At 56.4% G+C, this 17,871-nt stretch carries 16 protein-coding genes; 4 read left to right on the plus strand and 12 right to left on the minus strand.

The genetic code is table 11. From position 1 onward, the window contains the following. From DSD30_RS00805 to DSD30_RS00820, 4 genes are all read right to left on the minus strand, one after another. Entirely contained in the window at nucleotides 1–1,257 is a 1,257-nt protein-coding gene (locus DSD30_RS00805) for an FAD-dependent monooxygenase (protein ID WP_114007708.1), read from the minus strand. 80 nt (nucleotides 1,258–1,337) lie between these two features. Next, on the minus strand, nucleotides 1,338–3,254 hold the full coding sequence (locus tag DSD30_RS00810; protein ID WP_198662760.1) for a prenyltransferase/squalene oxidase repeat-containing protein: 1,917 nt from the start codon (nucleotides 3,252–3,254) through the stop codon (nucleotides 1,338–1,340). Between the two features lie 70 nt (nucleotides 3,255–3,324). Then, entirely contained in the window at nucleotides 3,325–5,709 is a 2,385-nt protein-coding gene (locus DSD30_RS00815) for a transketolase-like TK C-terminal-containing protein (protein WP_114007710.1), read from the minus strand. A gap of 95 nt (nucleotides 5,710–5,804) precedes the next feature. Further along, nucleotides 5,805–6,824: a 1-aminocyclopropane-1-carboxylate deaminase gene (locus DSD30_RS00820; RefSeq protein WP_114008548.1), complete on the minus strand. Its 1,020-nt coding sequence runs from the start codon at nucleotides 6,822–6,824 to the stop codon at nucleotides 5,805–5,807. Nucleotides 6,825–6,977: 153 nt separating this feature from the next. Here DSD30_RS00820 and DSD30_RS00825 point away from each other — a divergent pair, with 153 nt between their 5' ends. Beyond that, nucleotides 6,978–7,439: an Lrp/AsnC family transcriptional regulator gene (locus DSD30_RS00825; RefSeq protein WP_114007711.1), complete on the plus strand. Its 462-nt coding sequence runs from the start codon at nucleotides 6,978–6,980 to the stop codon at nucleotides 7,437–7,439. Nucleotides 7,440–7,487: 48 nt separating this feature from the next. Here the strand turns inward: DSD30_RS00825 and DSD30_RS00830 are convergent, their stop codons facing one another. From DSD30_RS00830 to DSD30_RS00845, 4 genes are all read right to left on the minus strand, one after another. Then, nucleotides 7,488–8,732 carry an NAD(P)/FAD-dependent oxidoreductase gene (locus tag DSD30_RS00830; protein ID WP_114007712.1) on the minus strand — a complete coding sequence of 415 codons (1,245 nt, stop codon included), beginning with the start codon at nucleotides 8,730–8,732 and terminating at the stop codon, nucleotides 7,488–7,490. A 140-nt stretch (nucleotides 8,733–8,872) separates the two neighbouring features. After that, complete coding sequence (locus DSD30_RS00835; protein WP_114007713.1) at nucleotides 8,873–10,222, minus strand: D-serine ammonia-lyase; 1,350 nt, start codon at nucleotides 10,220–10,222, stop codon at nucleotides 8,873–8,875. Continuing rightward, a complete protein-coding gene (locus tag DSD30_RS00840) occupies nucleotides 10,219–11,034 on the minus strand; it encodes a sulfite exporter TauE/SafE family protein (protein WP_114007714.1) in 816 nt (271 codons plus the stop codon). The genes DSD30_RS00835 and DSD30_RS00840 overlap by 4 nt, the downstream gene beginning before the upstream one ends. 57 nt (nucleotides 11,035–11,091) lie before the next feature. Then, a complete protein-coding gene (locus DSD30_RS00845) occupies nucleotides 11,092–11,370 on the minus strand; it encodes a hypothetical protein (RefSeq protein ID WP_114007715.1) in 279 nt (92 codons plus the stop codon). Nucleotides 11,371–12,443: 1,073 nt separating this feature from the next. Between DSD30_RS00845 and DSD30_RS21955 the strand changes: the two genes are divergently transcribed. Next, nucleotides 12,444–12,569 carry a hypothetical protein gene (locus DSD30_RS21955; protein WP_280955299.1) on the plus strand — a complete coding sequence of 42 codons (126 nt, stop codon included), beginning with the start codon at nucleotides 12,444–12,446 and terminating at the stop codon, nucleotides 12,567–12,569. Nucleotides 12,570–12,685: 116 nt separating this feature from the next. Here DSD30_RS21955 and DSD30_RS00860 read toward each other — a convergent pair whose 3' ends face one another. The 4 genes from DSD30_RS00860 to gntR form a co-directional block, all read right to left on the minus strand. Beyond that, the gene (locus DSD30_RS00860) at nucleotides 12,686–13,210 is read right to left on the minus strand and encodes a fasciclin domain-containing protein (protein WP_114008549.1); all 525 of its coding nucleotides are present in this window, start codon (nucleotides 13,208–13,210) and stop codon (nucleotides 12,686–12,688) included. A 148-nt stretch (nucleotides 13,211–13,358) separates the two neighbouring features. Continuing rightward, complete coding sequence (locus tag DSD30_RS00865) at nucleotides 13,359–14,048, minus strand: anti-sigma factor (protein WP_157967503.1); 690 nt, start codon at nucleotides 14,046–14,048, stop codon at nucleotides 13,359–13,361. Nucleotides 14,049–14,062: 14 nt separating this feature from the next. Beyond that, nucleotides 14,063–14,599, minus strand: coding sequence for a sigma-70 family RNA polymerase sigma factor (locus tag DSD30_RS00870; protein WP_114007719.1), 537 nt, complete (start codon nucleotides 14,597–14,599; stop codon nucleotides 14,063–14,065). A 255-nt stretch (nucleotides 14,600–14,854) separates the two neighbouring features. Then, a complete protein-coding gene (gntR, locus tag DSD30_RS00875; protein ID WP_114008550.1) occupies nucleotides 14,855–15,883 on the minus strand; it encodes an HTH-type transcriptional regulator GntR in 1,029 nt (342 codons plus the stop codon). A 293-nt stretch (nucleotides 15,884–16,176) separates the two neighbouring features. Between gntR and DSD30_RS00880 the strand changes: the two genes are divergently transcribed. Together DSD30_RS00880 and DSD30_RS00885 are read left to right on the plus strand one after the other, a co-directional pair. Then, the gene (locus DSD30_RS00880) at nucleotides 16,177–16,692 is read left to right on the plus strand and encodes a gluconokinase (protein WP_114007720.1); all 516 of its coding nucleotides are present in this window, start codon (nucleotides 16,177–16,179) and stop codon (nucleotides 16,690–16,692) included. A gap of 102 nt (nucleotides 16,693–16,794) precedes the next feature. Beyond that, a complete protein-coding gene (locus DSD30_RS00885) occupies nucleotides 16,795–17,811 on the plus strand; it encodes a TRAP transporter substrate-binding protein (protein WP_114007721.1) in 1,017 nt (338 codons plus the stop codon). Nucleotides 17,812–17,871 lie beyond the last annotated feature (60 nt).

A 17,871-nucleotide genomic window follows, 5' to 3' on the forward strand; every position in this document is an offset into this window, starting at 1 on the left:
CTATTTATCCTTGAGAGCAAGCAACGGCGCGTCCGGCTCAAGGGAATGCGATTTCATGTGGCTGCCACTGGCCAATCGCACCAGCAAATAGCGCAACAGAGGCAGACTGTGCATCACCACAAAGCCCAGACGACGAAAGCAGGTCATTGTGAAGCCACGCAGGGAGAAAACAAACAGCAGCATATCGGTGGTGGCAGACATCAACCGGGCATCGCGTGTGCGCCGCGCATTGTAAATATCCAAAGCAGCCGCCAGATCCGTTGTTTCCCATTGGTTCGTCAAACCCTGCCGGATCACCGGAATCAGCTCTGCGATGTCTCGGAAGGTGTAATTCACGCCCTGTCCGGTGATCGGGTGGAAGGTGTGGGCAGCATCACCAACCAATGCCAGTCGCTCAGCAACAAATGCGCTGGCCATACTGGTGTTGAGAGGAAAGCTGCCGATCTCGCCTGCCAGAGCGCAGTCACCCAGATGACGTTTCAAGTGGGGCGCACAAGCAGCCATAAAATCCTGTTTCGACAAAGCCTTTAAGCGCAGCATCTCTGCGGTGGGGACACTCCACATGATGGAGCTTTTGGACACACTGAGCGGTAACACAGCCAGTTGCCCGCCTTTGAAAAAGGTCTGGTACGCCGCGCGCCTGTTCTGCATGGCATGGGAGACCGTGAAGACAAAGGCATGCTGATTGCGGGCCTTTTGCGTGCGCTTGATGTTCATCTTAGCCGCAGTATGGGAATTCTTTCCGTCACACCCCAGAACCAGCCCTGCGGACAGGCTTTTCCCCGAATCCAACCGCGCCAGACAGCCCTTCTGCGCCAGTTCGTAGGTTTCGACAGCGCAATCGAACAGAATAGTGATGGATGAATAGGAAGAAATTCTGGCGATCAGAGCCTCCATCAAGACATGCTCCCTGACGATGTAGCCAACTTTTTCCGATTGGCTGCGATCATGGCTGAAGGACAGAGATTGCATCCAGCCAAAGCCATGGTCTTTGATGGCTGTGCCAAGGCCGTCATAGATCCGGATGGTGGTGATTGGATAGTCTTTTCCCTGCAAATCGTCCCAGATACCAAGGGCTTCGAGAATCCGCCGGGTATAGTCAGACAGGATGAAAACACGGTTGCCAGATGTTGCGAAACCTTGCTGCTTTTCAACGATTGTAACGGAAGCGCCCAACTGAAGGGACACCAGAGCGGCGGTCAATCCGGCAACGCCCGCGCCTGTGATCAATAAATCGGAACGAATAATTTGCTTCATGCATCCTGCCCGAAAAATATATATGCTTTTTAAATACCTTATATCGAAATATTTGTCGACTTTGACAAAAATGGCAAGTCCTATCCGTTCTGGACGGCTGAAGGTCCACGGGCTTCAAGGCTTTCCTGATAGAGAGATAGAGCAAGGGTTGCATAAAAGGTCGCAGTACCAGCGTAACAGCAATACCAGACCCCAGCGACTCCGGAGGAAAAAAAGTCTATGTCATGCCATCCGCCATCGGCTTCTTGTCGCCGGATCAGCCACTGGGCGGCCTGTTGCGCCTCAGGGCAACCAGCCTCCCCTGCCGCTACATAACACATCAGGACAGATGCGGTATGAACGGTGCTTGATGGCGCTGGTACATACTGCTTGGCATGGAATGAGCCGATGCTTTCGCCATAGCCTCCATCTTCCTGCGCGATGCTCTTGAGCCATCGGACGGCCCGCTTGACGCTTGGTGAATCGGCTTCTCCCGCACTGCAAAGGGCTTCAATGGCCGCGCAGGTGGCCGCGAGATAATGGACGAACCAGGAGCAAACCCATTTGTCTTCTTCTTGGGATGCATGAAGATAGGCCACCCCGTCCTGCATGGCTTGCCTCGCCTTGGGGATGTGCGCCTCCAGCCCCGCATAGGTCCGGGCAATCAACTGGGCATTCAAACAGACATTTCTGGCGGTGATGAAGGGGCATGACGGATCATACATGAACCAAGCGCCCCCTCTTAGGAATTTAACCCAGTTTTTCTCCCCCCTGCTCCAGCTGGCCCATGCTCCCTTCCCGTCTTGCATCGCCCAGAGCCAATGAAAGGCCGAGAGGACCGAGCGCCGTTGCTCCGGCGTGTTTTGCCAATTGGTCAACACACCCATCACGGCCAAAGCAGTATCATCGGCATCAGGGCAATAAAGCCCATAGCGGTGGAACGTCCAGGCACCGCTTTTCGCCGGATCGTAGCTGCGATCACGGGTCACCAGTTTGTGCTCGACATCAAACACATGAAAACTCTGGCTGGATATCAAGAAATCGCTGCCTCTGGCGATGGCTTCGGCTGAGTCTTCCTTTGACATATGTTCAAGGGCACGCAGGGCATGGCCTGTGTCCCATGTGGCCGAGTCACAAAAGCCCTGCGCTCGGCCATCCGGGGTGTCGACCTGCCATGTCTCAAGCGCCCTCAAGGCCCGATCAATGACCGCTCGATGGGCATCGGCATCGGCACAATAGAGGCTATGAGCAGAAAAGATTGTCATGTGAACCAGCGAGAAGAAAGTGCCATCCTCTTCCACATGGTCCAGCAGCCACTGGATAGCCTTTTCAAAGTGCTTTGGTGTTCCAATCAGGGCACTGACACCCTTGAGCACCCCATTAACCAGACGGGGACCTCTACCGAAATTGCGGCGGGCACTTGCAAGCCAGTTGGACTGCCATTGCGCCGTCGGAATGCGGGTCTTGGTGTGGGGGGCAGTGCAGGCAAACCCGCTCTGGATGATACTGAGCGGGATCAAGCCCCATTTCAAAACCCCGATGTCATAAATATTCGGATGCCACCAGTGCGGCAGGGAGACAATCCATGTGGGACAGAAGGGAATATCGTCATAGGAGAGGTGGCCCGTGAAGGCAAAATACCCCAGCCAGAAAGCATCCAGTTGCGGGGTTGGCTGACTGTCCAGCCAGTCCCGCGCCTTCAAACCCGCCTCGCGCCCTTCTCGGGTTTGTGCCTGTTCCAGCGCAATCGCGCAAATGGCCGTGACATCCGGATCCGCCACGCCATCAGGCAGGGCTGGCCATGCACCGCAGGCAAGCTGACTGTTGGCCAGATAAAGCTCCAGCGGCACAACAGGAAAAGTGTCATATCTGCCCATGGCCTGTAGGCCTTGCAGATAGAAACCCGTCGTGCGCGCATCATTATAGACCGGCCGGTCCCACGATCCGTCGGCCAGTTGCCAAGTATGGAGTCTGTCTCGCGCCTTCTGCAAAACATCTTCAAGTGTCTTGAGGGCCATCATTGAGCGTTCCACATATCAGATCACATCCAGCAGAGGAGAAACCCTGCAAAGCCCGGTTCTTTGCCTGCTAATTCAGCGCCCTCACGATACCGGACTTGATGTCCTTGCCATGGGACAGGCCCTGTACCTTCTCTACGATCGCAGCGGCATCAATCCCGTGGTGGCGGTACAGATCGCCGATGGTGCCCGTCTGGCCAAAATGCTCGACCCCGAGCGAGATGGTCTGATGACCAATCACACCGCCCAACCAGGCCAATGTGGCCGGATGGCCGTCGATCACCGTGATGATCTTGCAGTGGGATGGCAAGGCACTGAGCAAGCTTTCGATGTGGGAATAGGCCGCCAGATTGCCACGGGAGCGGGCGCGTTGCGCTGCGGTCCAGCCGGCATTGAGGCGGTCTGCCGAGGTGACGGCCAGCACCCCGATGTCGCGACGGGCTTCGGCGATGGCGCCAGCCGCCTTGATCGCTTCACTGGCAACCGCGCCCTGATAGGCAATCACCACCTCGCAGTTGGGGCCCGGCTCGCGCAGCCAATAGGCGCCGTCAATCACCCCTTGGCGATAGGTGTCATTGGCTCGCTTGACCGGTTGCTCGATCGGGTTGGTGGTCAGGCGCAGATAGACCGAACCGCCGGTCTCATCGCGCAGCCAAGTGCGTTCATCCGGGTCCCCTTCCCCATCGCGCTGCATATAGTCAAAGGCCCATTGCATGATGATGCCAAGCTCGTCGGCAAAGGCCGGTTCAAAGGCCGCCAGCCCATCCTGACTCATGCCGATCAGCGGTGTACCGACCGACTGATGCGCCCCGCCCTCAGGGGCAAGGGTCACACCGGATGGCGTGCCGACAATCATGAAGCGGGCATCCTGATAGCTGGCATAATTGAGTGCATCCAGACCACGGCAGACAAAGGGATCATACACCGTGCCAATGGGAATCAGCCGTTTGCCGAAAAGGGAATGGGACAGGCCTGCGGCACCCAGCAGCAGAAACAGGTTCATTTCCGCGATGCCTAGTTCGATATGTTGCCCAGCCGGATCAAACACCCATTTTGCCGTCGAGGGAATGCGATGCTCGATAAAGGCATCTGCCAGTGCTTTACGCGCAAACAATTTGCGGCGATTGACCCACGGGCCAAGATTGGTTGTACCGGTCACATCCGGTGATGTGGTGACAATGCGGGCCGCCAACTCGCTGTCCCCCTTGGAAAGATCATCGAGGATCTTGCCAAAGGCGCCTTGTGTCGAGATGGCACGTTCTGTGGTCAGCTCGATGGCTGGCACAGCAATTTTGTCGTCGTGATAGCGGCGGGTGCCCTTGGCAAAGAAGGGCACGTTATCCAGAAAGGCCTTGAAGGCCTCGACATTGTCGATTGTAGCAAGGGGGTCCCATTCGTCGCCCTTGGGGACACCCATATGGGATTGCCAGTCTGCCATCTGGCTTTTGTTCATCAGGCCGCCGTGATTGTCCTTGTGGCCGGCAATCGGCGTCCCCCACCCCTTGACGGTGTAGGCAAGGAAGCAGGTCGGCCGGTCATGGGTCACAGAAGCGAAGACATCGGCCATCGTGGTGACGCAGTTGCCACCAAGATTTTCCATCAATGCGGCAAGTTCGTCATCTGACCGCTTATCAATCAGAGCGGACACATCCCCCTGATCGCCCAGATCATCCATCAGACGCTTGCGCCAGACCGCGCCGCCCATGAAGGTCAGCGCCGAATATTGCTGATTGGGGCAGGCGTCGATCCAGTCGCGGAGCTTGTTGCCGCCCGGCTCTTCGAAGGCCTCTCGCTGGAGCTTGCCATATTTGACCCGGACCACGTCCCAGCCGAACGCATCGAAGATCTTTTCGATCCGCTCGAACAGGCCCTCCCTGACGATGCCATCAAGGGACTGTCGGTTATAGTCGATGATCCACCAGCAGTTTCGCAGGTCGTTCTTCCAACCTTCCTGCAGGCATTCGTAAATGTTGCCCTCGTCCAGTTCGGCATCGCCCACCAAAGCCACCATGCGGCCCAAGGCCTGATCCTGTCCCCAGTTTTTGGCTGCGATATAGTCCTGAATGAGAGAGGCAAAGCTGGTGATGGCCACCCCAAGGCCGACCGAGCCGGTGGAGAAGTCGACATCATCGCTATCCTTGGTGCGCGACGGATAGGACTGCACCCCGCCAAAGCCACGGAAATTCTCCATCCGCTCACGGCTGAGATTGCCCATCAGATATTGCATGGCATGAAAGACCGGAGAGGCATGCGGCTTGACCGCAACGCGATCTTCGGGTTTGAGGGCCGAAAAATAGAGTGCGGTCATGATCGAGACCATCGAGGTCGAGCTGGCCTGATGGCCACCGATCTTGATGTCATCGGTCTTGGGGCGAATATGATTGGCGTGATGGATCATCCAATGCGAGAGCCACAACAGGCGCTGTTCGATGGTCTTGAGGTGGTCGTGGCTCATTCATTCTCTCCGGTGGCTGATCCAATCTGGACGATGCTTCAACCGTCCCTGCGTCTCAAGGGGCCGATGCACCGCTTGAGACGCAGTTAATCACTCTAGCCGTCTTTGTAATAGTAGCTATAGCCATTGAGGGCCGGTGCGCCACCCAGATGTGCATAAAGCACCTTCGAGCCTTTCGGGAAAAAGCCCTTCTTGGTCAGATCAATCAGGCCCTGCATGCTTTTGCCTTCATAGACAGGGTCCGTCATCATTGCTTCAGTGCGGGCCGCAAGGCGGATGGCATCGTTGGTCTCATCCGAGGGGACACCATAGGCCGGGTAGGCATAGTCCGGATTGATCACGATTTCATCTTCTCGCACCTTGCGGCCCAACCCGACAAGCTCTGCAGTGTTATCAACAATGGAGCGAACCTGTGAACGGGTTTGTTCAAGCGTGAAAGAGGCATCGATGCCTATCACACGATCCGCGCGATCCTGCGCCGCAAAACCGACAATCATGCCCCCTTGCGTGGAACCGGTCACCACACAGACGACGATATAGTCGAACTTGAAGCCAAGCTCTTCTTCCTGCTGGGCCACTTCCTCGGCAAAGCCTATATAGCCAAGAGCGCCAAATTTGTGCACCGATGCCCCGGCCGGGATAGGATAAGGTTTGCCCCCGGCATCCTTGACCGACTGGATGGCATCTTCCCAGCTTTTGCGGATACCGATGTCAAATCCGTCATCCACCAGACGGCTGTCAGCCCCCATCAATTTGGTCATCAGGATGTTGCCCACACGATCGTAAACCGCATCATAGTGCGGCACCCATTTTTCCTGAATGACCACGCATTTCATGCCAATTTTGGCGGCCGTCGCCGCCACCATGCGCGTATGGTTGGATTGCACCCCACCGATGGAGACAAGTGTGTCTGCCCCCGAGGCAATCGCATCGGGCACGATATATTCCAGTTTTCTCAGCTTGTTGCCACCCATGGCAAGGCCGGAATTGCAATCATCGCGCTTGGCATAGATCTCAACATCTCCGCCCAATGCGTCCGTGAGGCGTGGCAGATATTCGATCGGCGTGGGACCGAAGGTCAGGGGATATTTCTCGAATTTATCAAGTAACGACATGAGCAGGTCTCCTGTTGGAATTGCCCCAAACGCTAGCAATTTTTCCATGAAAGGTGCTCTCTAATTTTCCTCATAAATTTCCTTGAACTATCGAATTTTTATCCATATTCTCAGATCTTCTCCATAAATTGAACAGATTTGGAAGATTCTTTCATGCCAGAACTGGACCGGATAGACCGAAACATCCTGCGAGCGCTGCAAGAGGAAGGTCGCCTGTCCAATGCGGACCTTGCAAGCCGGGTCAATGTCAGTCCCGCGACCTGCCATCGTCGCACCCAACGCCTGTTTGACGATGGCTATATCGAAGGGGTGAGTGCACGCATCAATCCCGAACAGGTCGGCATGGGGGCATTGGTCATGGTGGGCGTGGTTCTTGACCGCTCCACGCCAGAAAGCTTCGCCGAGTTTGAACAGGCCGCAAACAGGATGCCCGTCATTCTGGACTGCAATCTGGTGGCTGGAGACTTTGACTATCTGCTCAAGATCAGAGCCCGCGATATGAACGATTTCAACAAGTTGCACGGAGAGCAACTGATTGCCTTGCCGGGCGTGCGCCAAACGCGCACCTTCTTCGTCATGAAGGAGGTCAAGAACAACGCCCCGCTCACCTTCTAAAAGTCAGGCCTATTGAGATCCCGACATTCTGAAGCCGTGCACAGGTATCTAGTGGGCGAGGACAGATCGCCCTTGTGGCATCAGCGCCCGGGTCCAGTGCGCAGCCGAGCCTTCCATCATGTCGGCGAGGATCAATCCGGTCGTCGGCCCGAGGGTCAAGCCCTGATGCCCATGGCCGAAATTGAACCACAGGCCCTTGTGGGCCGGAGCGGCCCCTACCATGGGCAGCATGTCCGGCAGGCAAGGGCGATGGCCGAACCAGACATCGTCCGGTCTTTCCTCTCCGACCTTCAGAATCTGTCTGGCGCTGTTCAAACCGTGGCGCAGCTGCTTGAGATTGACGCCTCGATCCCGTCTGGTCAGTTCCGCGCCGGTCACAATGCGCAAAGCGTCACCGATCGGGGCCAGTACAACGCCATTGGCAAAATCATGCAGGGGTCGGGTGGGAGCATCCGTCACGTCATACTGCTTGTGATAGCCCCGTTTCCAGACCATTTTCAGTCGATAGCCGTGCCTTTCAAGAAGGTCCGGAGCCCATGGGCCCAGCGCGATGACAATATCGGATGCTGTGATTTTGCCTTCGGCGGTGGTCACCGCCCATCCCGCCCCTTCCGGGGTCAGGCTCATCGCATCGCCCTGCAGCAGCTGTCCTCCACGCCGCACAAACAAGGCCTTGTAGGCCATTGTCAACGCCAAAGGATCTGTGAGGCTCCAGCTGTCGCACCAATGGATCGCACCGGCCAGCTGTGTGGTGATTGCCGGTTCTTCCTTGGCCAGCGTCTGGCCATCAATCACGCGCAACGGCACATCATAATGGGTCTGAAGATAGTCGGCCTCCAACGCCTTGGCATCCATCGCTTTCTGATCACGGCAGATCGAGAAAAAGCCGTCGCGGCGGATCAGGTCTTGCGCCCCTGACGCATCAATGAAGGGGGCGTGATCACGCGTTGCCCGATAGGCAAGCTGGGCGTAGGTTTTGGAGATTTCTGCATGCTTGCCAGCTTCAGAATAGCGATAATAGGTCGCCAACGCGGGCAACAGTCGGGGCAGATCGCGCCAATGATAGACAATGTCATTGGTCAGCCCGAGGCCATAGCGCAGCAACGTCGGCAGATGATGGGTGATGTTGTAAGGCTCAACCGCCTCTCGCTGGATGATCCCTGCATTGCCATAACTGGTCTCCATACCGGCCTGTTGCCGGTCGAGCAGGGCAACGGAATGTCCACGCTCTTGCAGGGCGAGCGCGGAGCTGAGTCCGACGATGCCCGCTCCGAGGATAAGTGTCTCGGTCATAGCCTGTTCGTCTTTCTTCTTTCTTCCCGTTCCCCGATAACGGGGCTTTTCCCATTGGCGTCAATCATCAAGGCGCAACCGATTATCGGTCTCACTGACAATTGTTGGTCTCACTGGCAGCGCGTTGGCTGGATCGGAGCTCATGTCGCAGTCTCTTTTGAAAGACTGGTAGGGTGTCCCAATTCCATACCCCGGTCAACAAAGGCCTGAAATTTCAATTCCGGCACAAAGGTTCCTCCCGTTGCCCAGACCACATGAATGGCGTTCGAGAGGGGCTTACTGAGCAGATGCCGATCAGCGAATGCCTGTCCCTCCAGACTGTTGGCAATGAAGTGCGGCCCCGCGAAGCCGATGGTCGCAGAAGGTTCCAATTGCAGCGAAGCGCCATGATAGGCCGTGGCGACCCAGCGAAACAGATCTTCATCGCCAACCGTATAAACACCAGCCAGCCGGGTCTGCATGCGTTCAGCAACCAGATCCGACATGGTTGCCACTGCCATGCCATCGGCTTCTGTCCGATTGGTCAGGCCAACATCATAGACTGAGATCCGGGCGTCCCGGCCATGCATCATGCGCAGCATGGCTGAGGCAGATTGGCAAGGTTCGGCAAAAAAGCAATGAACATGCGCCCCGAACAGACCGCGCGCGCCGTAGGCAATGCCGCCGGGGGCTCCGCCGATGCCGCAGGGCAAATGAAGAAACAAGGGCCGATCAGGACCAACAACAATGCCCGCCTCGCGCAGCTGTATGTCCAGTTCGCCAGCCGCTGCCATATAGCCTTGGAACAACAGCTCTGAATGCTCGTCATCGACAAAATAGGCCAGAGGATCATACCGGGCTGCATCCCTTGCCACGGCAACCGCATGATTATAGTCGCCGCGATGCTGCATGACCTTGACACCATAGCGTCGCAGCCGTTCGATCTTCCACGTCTTGGCGTCGGATGACATATGCACGATGCTGTTATATCCGAGGGTCTTGGCGGCCACACCGACACTCAGACCGAGATTGCCCGTTGAGCCCACGGCAATCGTGCGCTGCGAGAAGAAGGCGCGCGCAGCGTCTGACGCCAGTTTGCAGATGTCATCATTTTCCGAAAGGAACCCTTCCGCAAGGGCTTGTCGGCGCGCGGTCATCAGGACTTCGAACAGGCCGCCACGCGCCTTCACCGACCCGGCGACCGGCAGATTGTGGTCGCCCTTGACAAACAGGCGACCAAACTTTGGATCCTCATAGCAAAGTGGAGCCCTTAGGCTCTCCACTTCGATCAGCTCGGATTGGATCTGACCTCCGCTCTGTTCAAGGACCGGGAACAGTTTTTGCAACAAGGGTGCCAGCATGGCCCAGTCTTTATGCACCTGTTCCAGCGTCTGGGCGGCTTCCCCGTCGCTGGAGGGTTGATAATTGGGATTGCACCAAAGCGTCGGCTCCGCCGCTTTGGCTTTGTCGAATGTCGACTGGTTGGCAAAAGGCGGCAGTTCGCTGGTCATCCCATGATTGCCTTTCGAAGCATGTTACCCGCCAGCAGCAGAATGGTGCAGGCAAAAACCAGACGCAGTTGTCTGGGTGACAGGGCGTGGGCCATCTTGACGCCAATCGGAACGGTCAGCATCGTCGTGGCCACAATCATCACGACGGCGGGCAGATTGACATACCCAATGGTCATGGGCGGTTTGCCTGTAATCTGCCAGCCGGTGGCCAGAAAGGCGATGAAAGCGGGAATCGAGATCATCAGGCCAAAACCGGGGGATGTTGCAACAGCCTTGTGGGGCGGCACATTGTAGGCGCTGAGCAACGGCACAGTGAAGGAACCGCCGCCAATGCCCATCAGCGCCGAGAAAAATCCGATGATTGCCGCATAAAGAGAGCTGAGGATGCGACCGGGCAATTGATCGGCCAGCCGCCAGTCCTTTTTGCCCAGCAACATGTAGAGCCCGATCAGAACACCGATGCACCCGAAGACAAACTGAAGTTCCTGTGACCGCAGAGAGGCCGCGGCAAAGACCCCAAGAATCGAACCGATCGCGATGAATGGCCCCCAGCTTCTGATCAGTGAGAAACTCACCGCCCCCCTCTTGTGGTGGGCCATCACGGAGCGAAGGGACGTGAAGATGATGGTGCCAGTGGATGTCGCCACACAGATCTGCATCAGCTGGTCAGGCTGATATCCAAGGCTGGTAAAGGCATAAAAGAAGGCCGGGACGAGGATAATCCCGCCACCAACACCCAGCAAGCCGGAAATGATACCGGCAATGCCGCCGGCAAGGGCCAGAATGAGCACCAGCGGGAGCAATTGTGTCATGAAGGCAGGTCCTCTTCGATTGTGTCGTTGCTGAGCGCGATATCCCAGAACAGTCCCTCACCGCCAGAAGGGCTTCGCGGAGCAGGGCTTGAGAATTGGCTCATTTGGCGCATGCTGGCCGCAGGCAGCATAGAGATGGGGACTCCAGACTGTAGGCAGTCCGAGCACGTTTGCAAACCAGTCATTGGCAAGAGAACCGCCCAGATCGGGCAACAGATGCGGCTCTTGGCCGGTTGTCTTTTCGATGGAGGTTTGTGCAAAGCGCACTGGGATGGGGTCTGGATCGAGGCGGCTCGCCGTGAGCATGCCCCGGCTGACCTCGATGAGGTCTAGCATGGCGACCCCATACGCGTCGAGATGGCGTCTGAGAGCAGGACCATAAAGTTTTTTTTGAAAACGATAGTGGCAGGTGATTCTGGAGGGCTATTTTGGCGGGCACTGCCGCGTGGGCAACGAAAGAATGCGCACACGCATCCGCGCAGCCGGCAATTGCTATCATTCGCACTTGGCCAGCCTGACGGGCATACCGGTGGATGAAATCAGAACCGGTTGATAGGGGTCTTTACCCTTGACCCTGAGGCGATGGGGCGTCCAGGGCTGTTTTCTCCAGATGCCTGACTGATACCTGACTGATACCTGACTGATGCCTGACTGATACCTGACCCTGATCTCTGAAGCAATCGGGAGCTATCGGTTAAAAGCAACCTTTGATTTTGGCGCCGGATGCGGTCGTTTTGACCTTCACGCTCTGACCCGGAGGGCACTCAGCGCCATCACCATAGACAACGGATGTTCCGTCATCCCGCGCGCAGACCTTTGCTTTGGCACAATATCCCTGCACGACCTTGCCCCCTGTTGAGAGATGGTCGCGCCCACCCATGGGGCTCATGCAGCAAATCTCGCCAGCAGAGCAATCATTTTTGTCCTTGCATGCATATGCATCGGACCACGAGATGGTCGAAACCACCGCGAGGCTTGCGACCAGAATAAACCCAGACCGTATAAGCATGAAATCGCCTCCCTTTGGCACTCAGTTGACAGTTGCTTCACATCGGGTTCGATTTTGCTCTGGCGGTGAGACTGCAACAAGGCTGCAAATTGTCCCGCTTCATTTGTACCAGTTGCCCAGACTGCAGCACGAGCGCACACTTGGATGACCGTTGAGACAGACGACCAGCCGGGAGGCAATGATGTGGATGATTCTTCGTAAATCCCTACTGTGGGGTCTGATTGCAGCCTTTATGCTGCCATTCCCATTCGTCCAACGGGCTATCGCTGGCGGCGAGAGCGCAGAAGTCGCCAAGCGGGCCCTGTGCGAAACCCAAATGTCGGTGTGTGAAGAAAGATTTGGCAGGTCTGACACCTGCGACACCGGATATCAGCATTGCATAGACAAAGGTGCCTTTCCCATGCCTGACATGCTGCTGGATCCGATAGAGGATGACGGATGCGAAAAGCAAATGAGGGAATGTCTGGATCCGGACTGGGAACCGCTGTCGACCCACAGTGACGGCACCCCGGTGCAAGGCGACTGATCTGTGAAGATGGCTGTGAGCTGTGCGTCAAGAGCACAGCCTGTGGTGCCGGGAATGGCACCAAGGCGAGCACCGACCGGAGATGCTCTGATATCCGGTCGGTTGATCCATGCAGATTAGGATGCAGGCAGCAGGACTTTGTCGATGACGTGGATGACGCCATTGGACTGTTCCACATCCGCGATCGTCACGTTGGCGACGTTGCCCTTGCCATCCTTGAGCATGACCGTGCCGCCATCATACATGGCAGTGAAGGTGCAGCCACCCACGGTTTTGACCGGGTGGGCACCCTTGTCGTCATCCACCATCTTCATGATGGCATCAGACATGGCGTCGGCAGCCACGACGTGACAGGTCAGGATCTTTGTCAATTGATCCTTGTTTTCCGGCTTCAGCAATGTCTCTACCGTGCCTGCGGGCAAAGCGGCAAAGGCGTCATCGGTTGGCGCAAAAACGGTAAACGGCCCCTTGCCGGACAGAGTATCGACCAGACCAGCTGCTTTCACCGCAGCGACAAGGGTTTCGTGATCCTTGGAGTTCACGGCGTTTTCGATGATATTCTTGGTTTCATACATAGCAGCACCACCGACCATCGGATTTTTGTGATCGTCCGCATAAGCGAGGCTTACGGCGGAGGTCATGGCGATGGCAGTGGCAGCAAGAAAGGTCGTCGTACGTGCAAAGGTCATTGTGTCTCTCTCCAAAATGTTTTTTTCACGACCGCTTTTTTGCGGACATCAATAGACACGAGAGACCCGTCATATGAGTTTCAGCTTTTTTTAAAAATTTTCATATCTGAGAAATAGCACCGACCGCCAGAACCGGACCTGTTGCCTGACCAGTTGGGGATCCGCCTGCCGGTTCATCACTGATTGCCAGCACACCACCGGGCATTTTGGCGCGCAAGGCAGCGGGCACCTGTAGCGAGGCATGCGCCTCTCTTGGCAGCACGCCAAGGGAAATGGGGGCGTTGTCCCCTTCGATCAGCCACAGCTCAAAATCCCGCTCAGCAGCCGCTTCCCCCTTTGTCCGGTTGAGCCGCAATTGCCCGGAACTGGCTTCATAGAGCGCAACCAGCTGGACCAGATTCGTCTCACCCGAAAGGTTGGCGACATAGGTTCCCTCCGGCGCATCCGTGGGACGCAATGTGGCAAATAACAAGGAGGCCATCACAGCAATGGCAACCAGTGAGGCAAAGGCCAGACCTCGCCAGAAACCGATGCTTGACCACAGCCCCTTGGGCGTGGCGGGTGTTGAGGACGCACCGAACAGGCGTTGCTCGATCAGACCATACATGGCCGGTGGAGGCGGGGTCGCTTCGATCTCGTTGGTCAGCGGTTCGAAATGGCCTTCCCAGACATCGACCTCTGCACGCAGATCCGGCTCCTGCTCCAGACGTGCGGAAAAGCGCTGACGCTCCGCATGGGGCAATACGCCAAGGGCATATTCCGCCGCGAGCAGCCGGTCATCGCGATCCATTTTCTTGTCCACCGTCATGCTTCAAGACACTTTCGCAAAGAGATGAGGCTGCGCCGCAGCCACGTCCGCATTGTATTCAGGGGCACACTGAATTGTTCTGCCAACTCCTGATAGCTGTATCCTTCCAGATAGGCCCCCCGCACCGCATCGGCGCGCCGGGTCTCAAGCTCTTCAAGGCAGGCAGTGATGCGTGCACCCGTTTCGGCACTGATCACCAATCGCTCCGGATCGGGGCTGTCATCTGCTCCGGCCAGTTCCTCATCAAGCTCGACCGTCTCCGGGCGCCGTGCCCTGAGCCGGTCAATGGCATTGTTGCGCGCAATCGCAGCGAGCCAGGAAATCGGACTGTTGCCGGTCACAGTAAAGCGCGAGGCGTTGTTCCAGACCTTCACATAAGCTTCCTGCAACGCCTCTTCCGCCTCAGCCCTGTCTTTCAAGACACGCAGACAGATGCCAAAGAGTTTCGCACTGGTTGCCTCATAAAGCGCAGCAAAGGCAGACCGATCACGCAGGGCAACGCGAAAAATCAGTTCGGAGATCGGATCGGCCATGTCTATCCTTGGAACAGATTGTCTCTTTGTGGAAGGCACCAAGTCTTGGCATCCACACGTCAGATGCCACGCGCGGTCCCTCATAGCATTGCGGTCAGCCCGGTTTGAGCCTCTTCTCTTCGCCCTCGACTATGCAGGAACAATATGGAGGCGTCCAGCCGAATAAAGAGAGAGAGATCGCCATCGCTAATACCCCGGTAGAGAACGGGGCTTTGCGATATCGTTGATGTGAAAGTTTGAATGCTGCCGGATTGATCAGGTGCTGGATCGCACGATCAGCTCATAGCCGATGTCGATCTTTGCCTCATCAGCCGACAGGCTGGCGCCATTCATACATTCGACCAGCATGGTTGCCGCCTTGTGACCCATTTCATAACGCGGGGTGCGGATGGTGGTCAAAGGTGGATTGATGCAGCGCGAGGGTTCGAGATCGTTGAAACCGGCAATGGCGATCTGGTCAGGTACCGCAATCTGACGGCGCTGGCATTCAAAAATAGCCCCCATCGCCAAGTCATCATTGATACAGAAAACCGCATCAAGGTCCGCTTGCTTGGAGAGCAGATCATGGAACAGGTCACCACCGATCTTGACTGAGGATGGTGCGTGAGAGATGGAGCGCCCCTCGATATTGTCCAGTCCGGCATCCTTCAGCGCCTGAAAGTGGCCCTGCATCCTTTTCTGGGTGCGAGGATCCATCTGGGCACCAATGAAGCCGATATGGCGGCGACCACGATCGATCAAATGGCGGGTGATGTCATAGCCCGCCTGATAATGTGACAAGCCGACATTCATGTCGATGGCCTGACCATCATAGTCCATGATCTGGACGATGGGGACGCCAGCGGCCTCCAGTGTCTTGCGGCAGGTGTCTGTCTGATCAACCCCCGACAAGATCAGGCCATCGGGATTGTGTTCGAGAAACTTGGAGACTAGCTTTTCCTCCTCAATCGGGGAATAGCGGGTGTTGCCAATCAGAACCTGATAGTTGGTGGCGGAAAAGACGTCATCAATCGCCCGCATGACATCGGCGAAAACGATGTTGGTGATCGAAGGAATGATTGCGCAAACAGTGTAGCTTCTCGCCGAGGCCAACCGGCTGGCCGAGAGGTTCGGGATATATCCGAGTTTCGCCACGGCCTCCCTCACCCGCTCACGTGCCTTCTGCGAAACCTTGTCAGGTTGTCGAATGGCTCGGGATACAGTGATGGGACTGACGCCTGCATGTTTGGCGACATCCTGCAATGTGGCTCTTCTCGTTGAACGCCTTGAACTTTCGTCAGCCATCATGGTCTCTTGATCTGGTTCCAGCCCTGCGGCATCTTCGCTCGCTTCAGCGATAGAGAATTGAATCTGCAAGGCTTCTCACCCAATCTAACAGTAGCTCGGGGCTTAGGCAATATGCCTTCCATCCACAGGGAGAAAAGGGGCATGATAGATTGTCGTCAAAATGATAGCGCTATCATTTTTCTTGGTGTATAGTTTCCGGTAGCCGAGGAAGCTCGGTTATTATGATCCCAAAATGATAGCGCTATCATTTTGGTGACGGGAGAGGAACGACTGCATTGCGCGGAGAAGGCATGATCATCGTCGTTATGGGAGTGAGCGGGTCTGGCAAGACCACGGTAGGAAGTGCGTTGGCCGATAAACTGGGCTGCGCCTTTCGGGATGCGGACGCCTTGCACCCGGCTGAGAATGTTCTCGCCATGGCCGAGGGAAAACCCTTGACCGACGCCATGCGAGAACCATGGCTGACGGTTCTGGAAAGCTTGCTGTTTGACCATCAAAGCCGAGGCGAGGCGCTGGTACTGGCCTGTTCCGCTTTGAAGCGGGCTTATCGGGATCGGCTGTTTGAGCGGATATCCGGCGGCCTGTTTGTTTATATCGCAGGGACCCGCGATCAGATCCTGCCACGTCTTATGCAACGGCAGGGGCATTTTTTCCCATCCAGCCTGCTTGATAGCCAGTTCAGGGATCTGCAGGAACCCGCAGAAGATGAACCGGTCCTGACCGTGCCTGTGACTTTGTCTGTGGAACAGGCCGTTGCGGAAATCCTGCCTCATCTATCACATGACGCTCAGACACGGGAGGAATGAGCTCCATAAAATCAGGTCAAGACATGGACCGGGTCCATTGCATGATCCGATCCGGATCACACTGAATTCTATCTCAATCGAGAAACCTGGGAGGTTACTGATATGAAATTCTCTACTCTTGCACTGGCAGCCGCCTTTGCTGCCACTCTGGCTGCCCCTGTGGCGGCGGCCGACAGCTACAAGCTGAAATTCCAGTCGAGCGATAATTCGGGCAACCCGAACTATGTCATCCAGCAGGAATGGGCCTCTCGCGTTGGCGTCATGACCAATGGCCGTGTTGAAATCGAAATGCTGCCGGTCGGTTCAATCGTCAAGCACACTGAAACCCTGACCGCAATCAAGGCGGGTGTGCTCAGTGGCCATGTGACCGCAACCGGCTATTTCTCCGGTAAAGACCCTGCCTTTGGCCTTCTTGGCAACACGGTTGGTGCGTGGAGCGATCCGAACGAAATGCTGCTCTTCATCGAGCATGGTGGCGGTCGCGAACTGTATGAAGAGCTGCTGGCTCCTTATGGTGTTCAGTTCATCGGTGCCTCTGCAACCGGTCTTGAAGCCTTTGTTTCCAAAGTGCCGCTTGATGGCGTTGACGATCTCAAGGGCCTGAAACTGCGTGCGCCTGAAGGTCTGGTCCAGTCGGTCTTTGCTGCAGCAGGTGCCGCTCCGGTGAACCTGCCCGGCTCCGAAGTCTACACCTCGCTTGACAAGGGTGTGATTGACGCCGCCGACTATACCGTCTTCTCGACCAACCACCAGCAAGGCATGCATAAAGTGGCCAAGCATCCGGTCTATCCGGGCTTCCACTCCCTGCCGACCATCGAAGTCTCGATGAACAAGAAGACATGGGACTCCATGCCAGCAGATCTGCAGGAAATCCTGCGCGTTTCCGTGCGTGACTTTGCCCGTCAGATCACCTCGAAGCTGAAAATGCAAGATCTGGCAGCTGTGGCAGAAGCCCGCGCGTCTGGCGATATCACCATTCATGACTGGTCTGCGGAAGAGCGGGCAAAATTCCGCAAAATCGCGCAGGAGCAATGGAAAATCTTTGCACAGAAGTCTCCAAACGCTCAAAAAGTCTATGAAGTGATTTCCAAATATCTCAAGGAAACCGGCCTGATCTAACAGGCGAGCGAGAGATTGCTGGCCGGACCTTGCGGGTTCGGCCAGTGAATTTGCGGCGGA

It is taken from the genome of Cohaesibacter intestini, from assembly GCF_003324485.1.
GTDB classification, from domain to species: Bacteria; Pseudomonadota; Alphaproteobacteria; order Rhizobiales; family Cohaesibacteraceae; genus Cohaesibacter; species Cohaesibacter intestini.

Coding starts and splice junctions, on each gene's coding strand:
- DSD30_RS00805 (WP_114007708.1), bottom strand. CDS start 1,257: ATGAAGCAAATTATTCGTTCCGATTTATTGATCACAGGCGCGGGCGTT.
- DSD30_RS00810 (WP_198662760.1), bottom strand. CDS start 3,254: ATGGCCCTCAAGACACTTGAAGATGTTTTGCAGAAGGCGCGAGACAGA.
- DSD30_RS00815 (WP_114007710.1), bottom strand. CDS start 5,709: ATGAGCCACGACCACCTCAAGACCATCGAACAGCGCCTGTTGTGGCTC.
- DSD30_RS00820 (WP_114008548.1), bottom strand. CDS start 6,824: ATGTCGTTACTTGATAAATTCGAGAAATATCCCCTGACCTTCGGTCCC.
- DSD30_RS00825 (WP_114007711.1), top strand. CDS start 6,978: ATGCCAGAACTGGACCGGATAGACCGAAACATCCTGCGAGCGCTGCAA.
- DSD30_RS00830 (WP_114007712.1), bottom strand. CDS start 8,732: ATGACCGAGACACTTATCCTCGGAGCGGGCATCGTCGGACTCAGCTCC.
- DSD30_RS00835 (WP_114007713.1), bottom strand. CDS start 10,222: ATGACCAGCGAACTGCCGCCTTTTGCCAACCAGTCGACATTCGACAAA.
- DSD30_RS00840 (WP_114007714.1), bottom strand. CDS start 11,034: ATGACACAATTGCTCCCGCTGGTGCTCATTCTGGCCCTTGCCGGCGGC.
- DSD30_RS00845 (WP_114007715.1), bottom strand. CDS start 11,370: ATGCTAGACCTCATCGAGGTCAGCCGGGGCATGCTCACGGCGAGCCGC.
- DSD30_RS21955 (WP_280955299.1), top strand. CDS start 12,444: ATGCCTGACATGCTGCTGGATCCGATAGAGGATGACGGATGCGAAAAG.
- DSD30_RS00860 (WP_114008549.1), bottom strand. CDS start 13,210: ATGACCTCCGCCGTAAGCCTCGCTTATGCGGACGATCACAAAAATCCG.
- DSD30_RS00865 (WP_157967503.1), bottom strand. CDS start 14,048: ATGGATCGCGATGACCGGCTGCTCGCGGCGGAATATGCCCTTGGCGTA.
- DSD30_RS00870 (WP_114007719.1), bottom strand. CDS start 14,599: ATGGCCGATCCGATCTCCGAACTGATTTTTCGCGTTGCCCTGCGTGAT.
- gntR (WP_114008550.1), bottom strand. CDS start 15,883: ATGGCTGACGAAAGTTCAAGGCGTTCAACGAGAAGAGCCACATTGCAG.
- DSD30_RS00880 (WP_114007720.1), top strand. CDS start 16,177: ATGATCATCGTCGTTATGGGAGTGAGCGGGTCTGGCAAGACCACGGTA.
- DSD30_RS00885 (WP_114007721.1), top strand. CDS start 16,795: ATGAAATTCTCTACTCTTGCACTGGCAGCCGCCTTTGCTGCCACTCTG.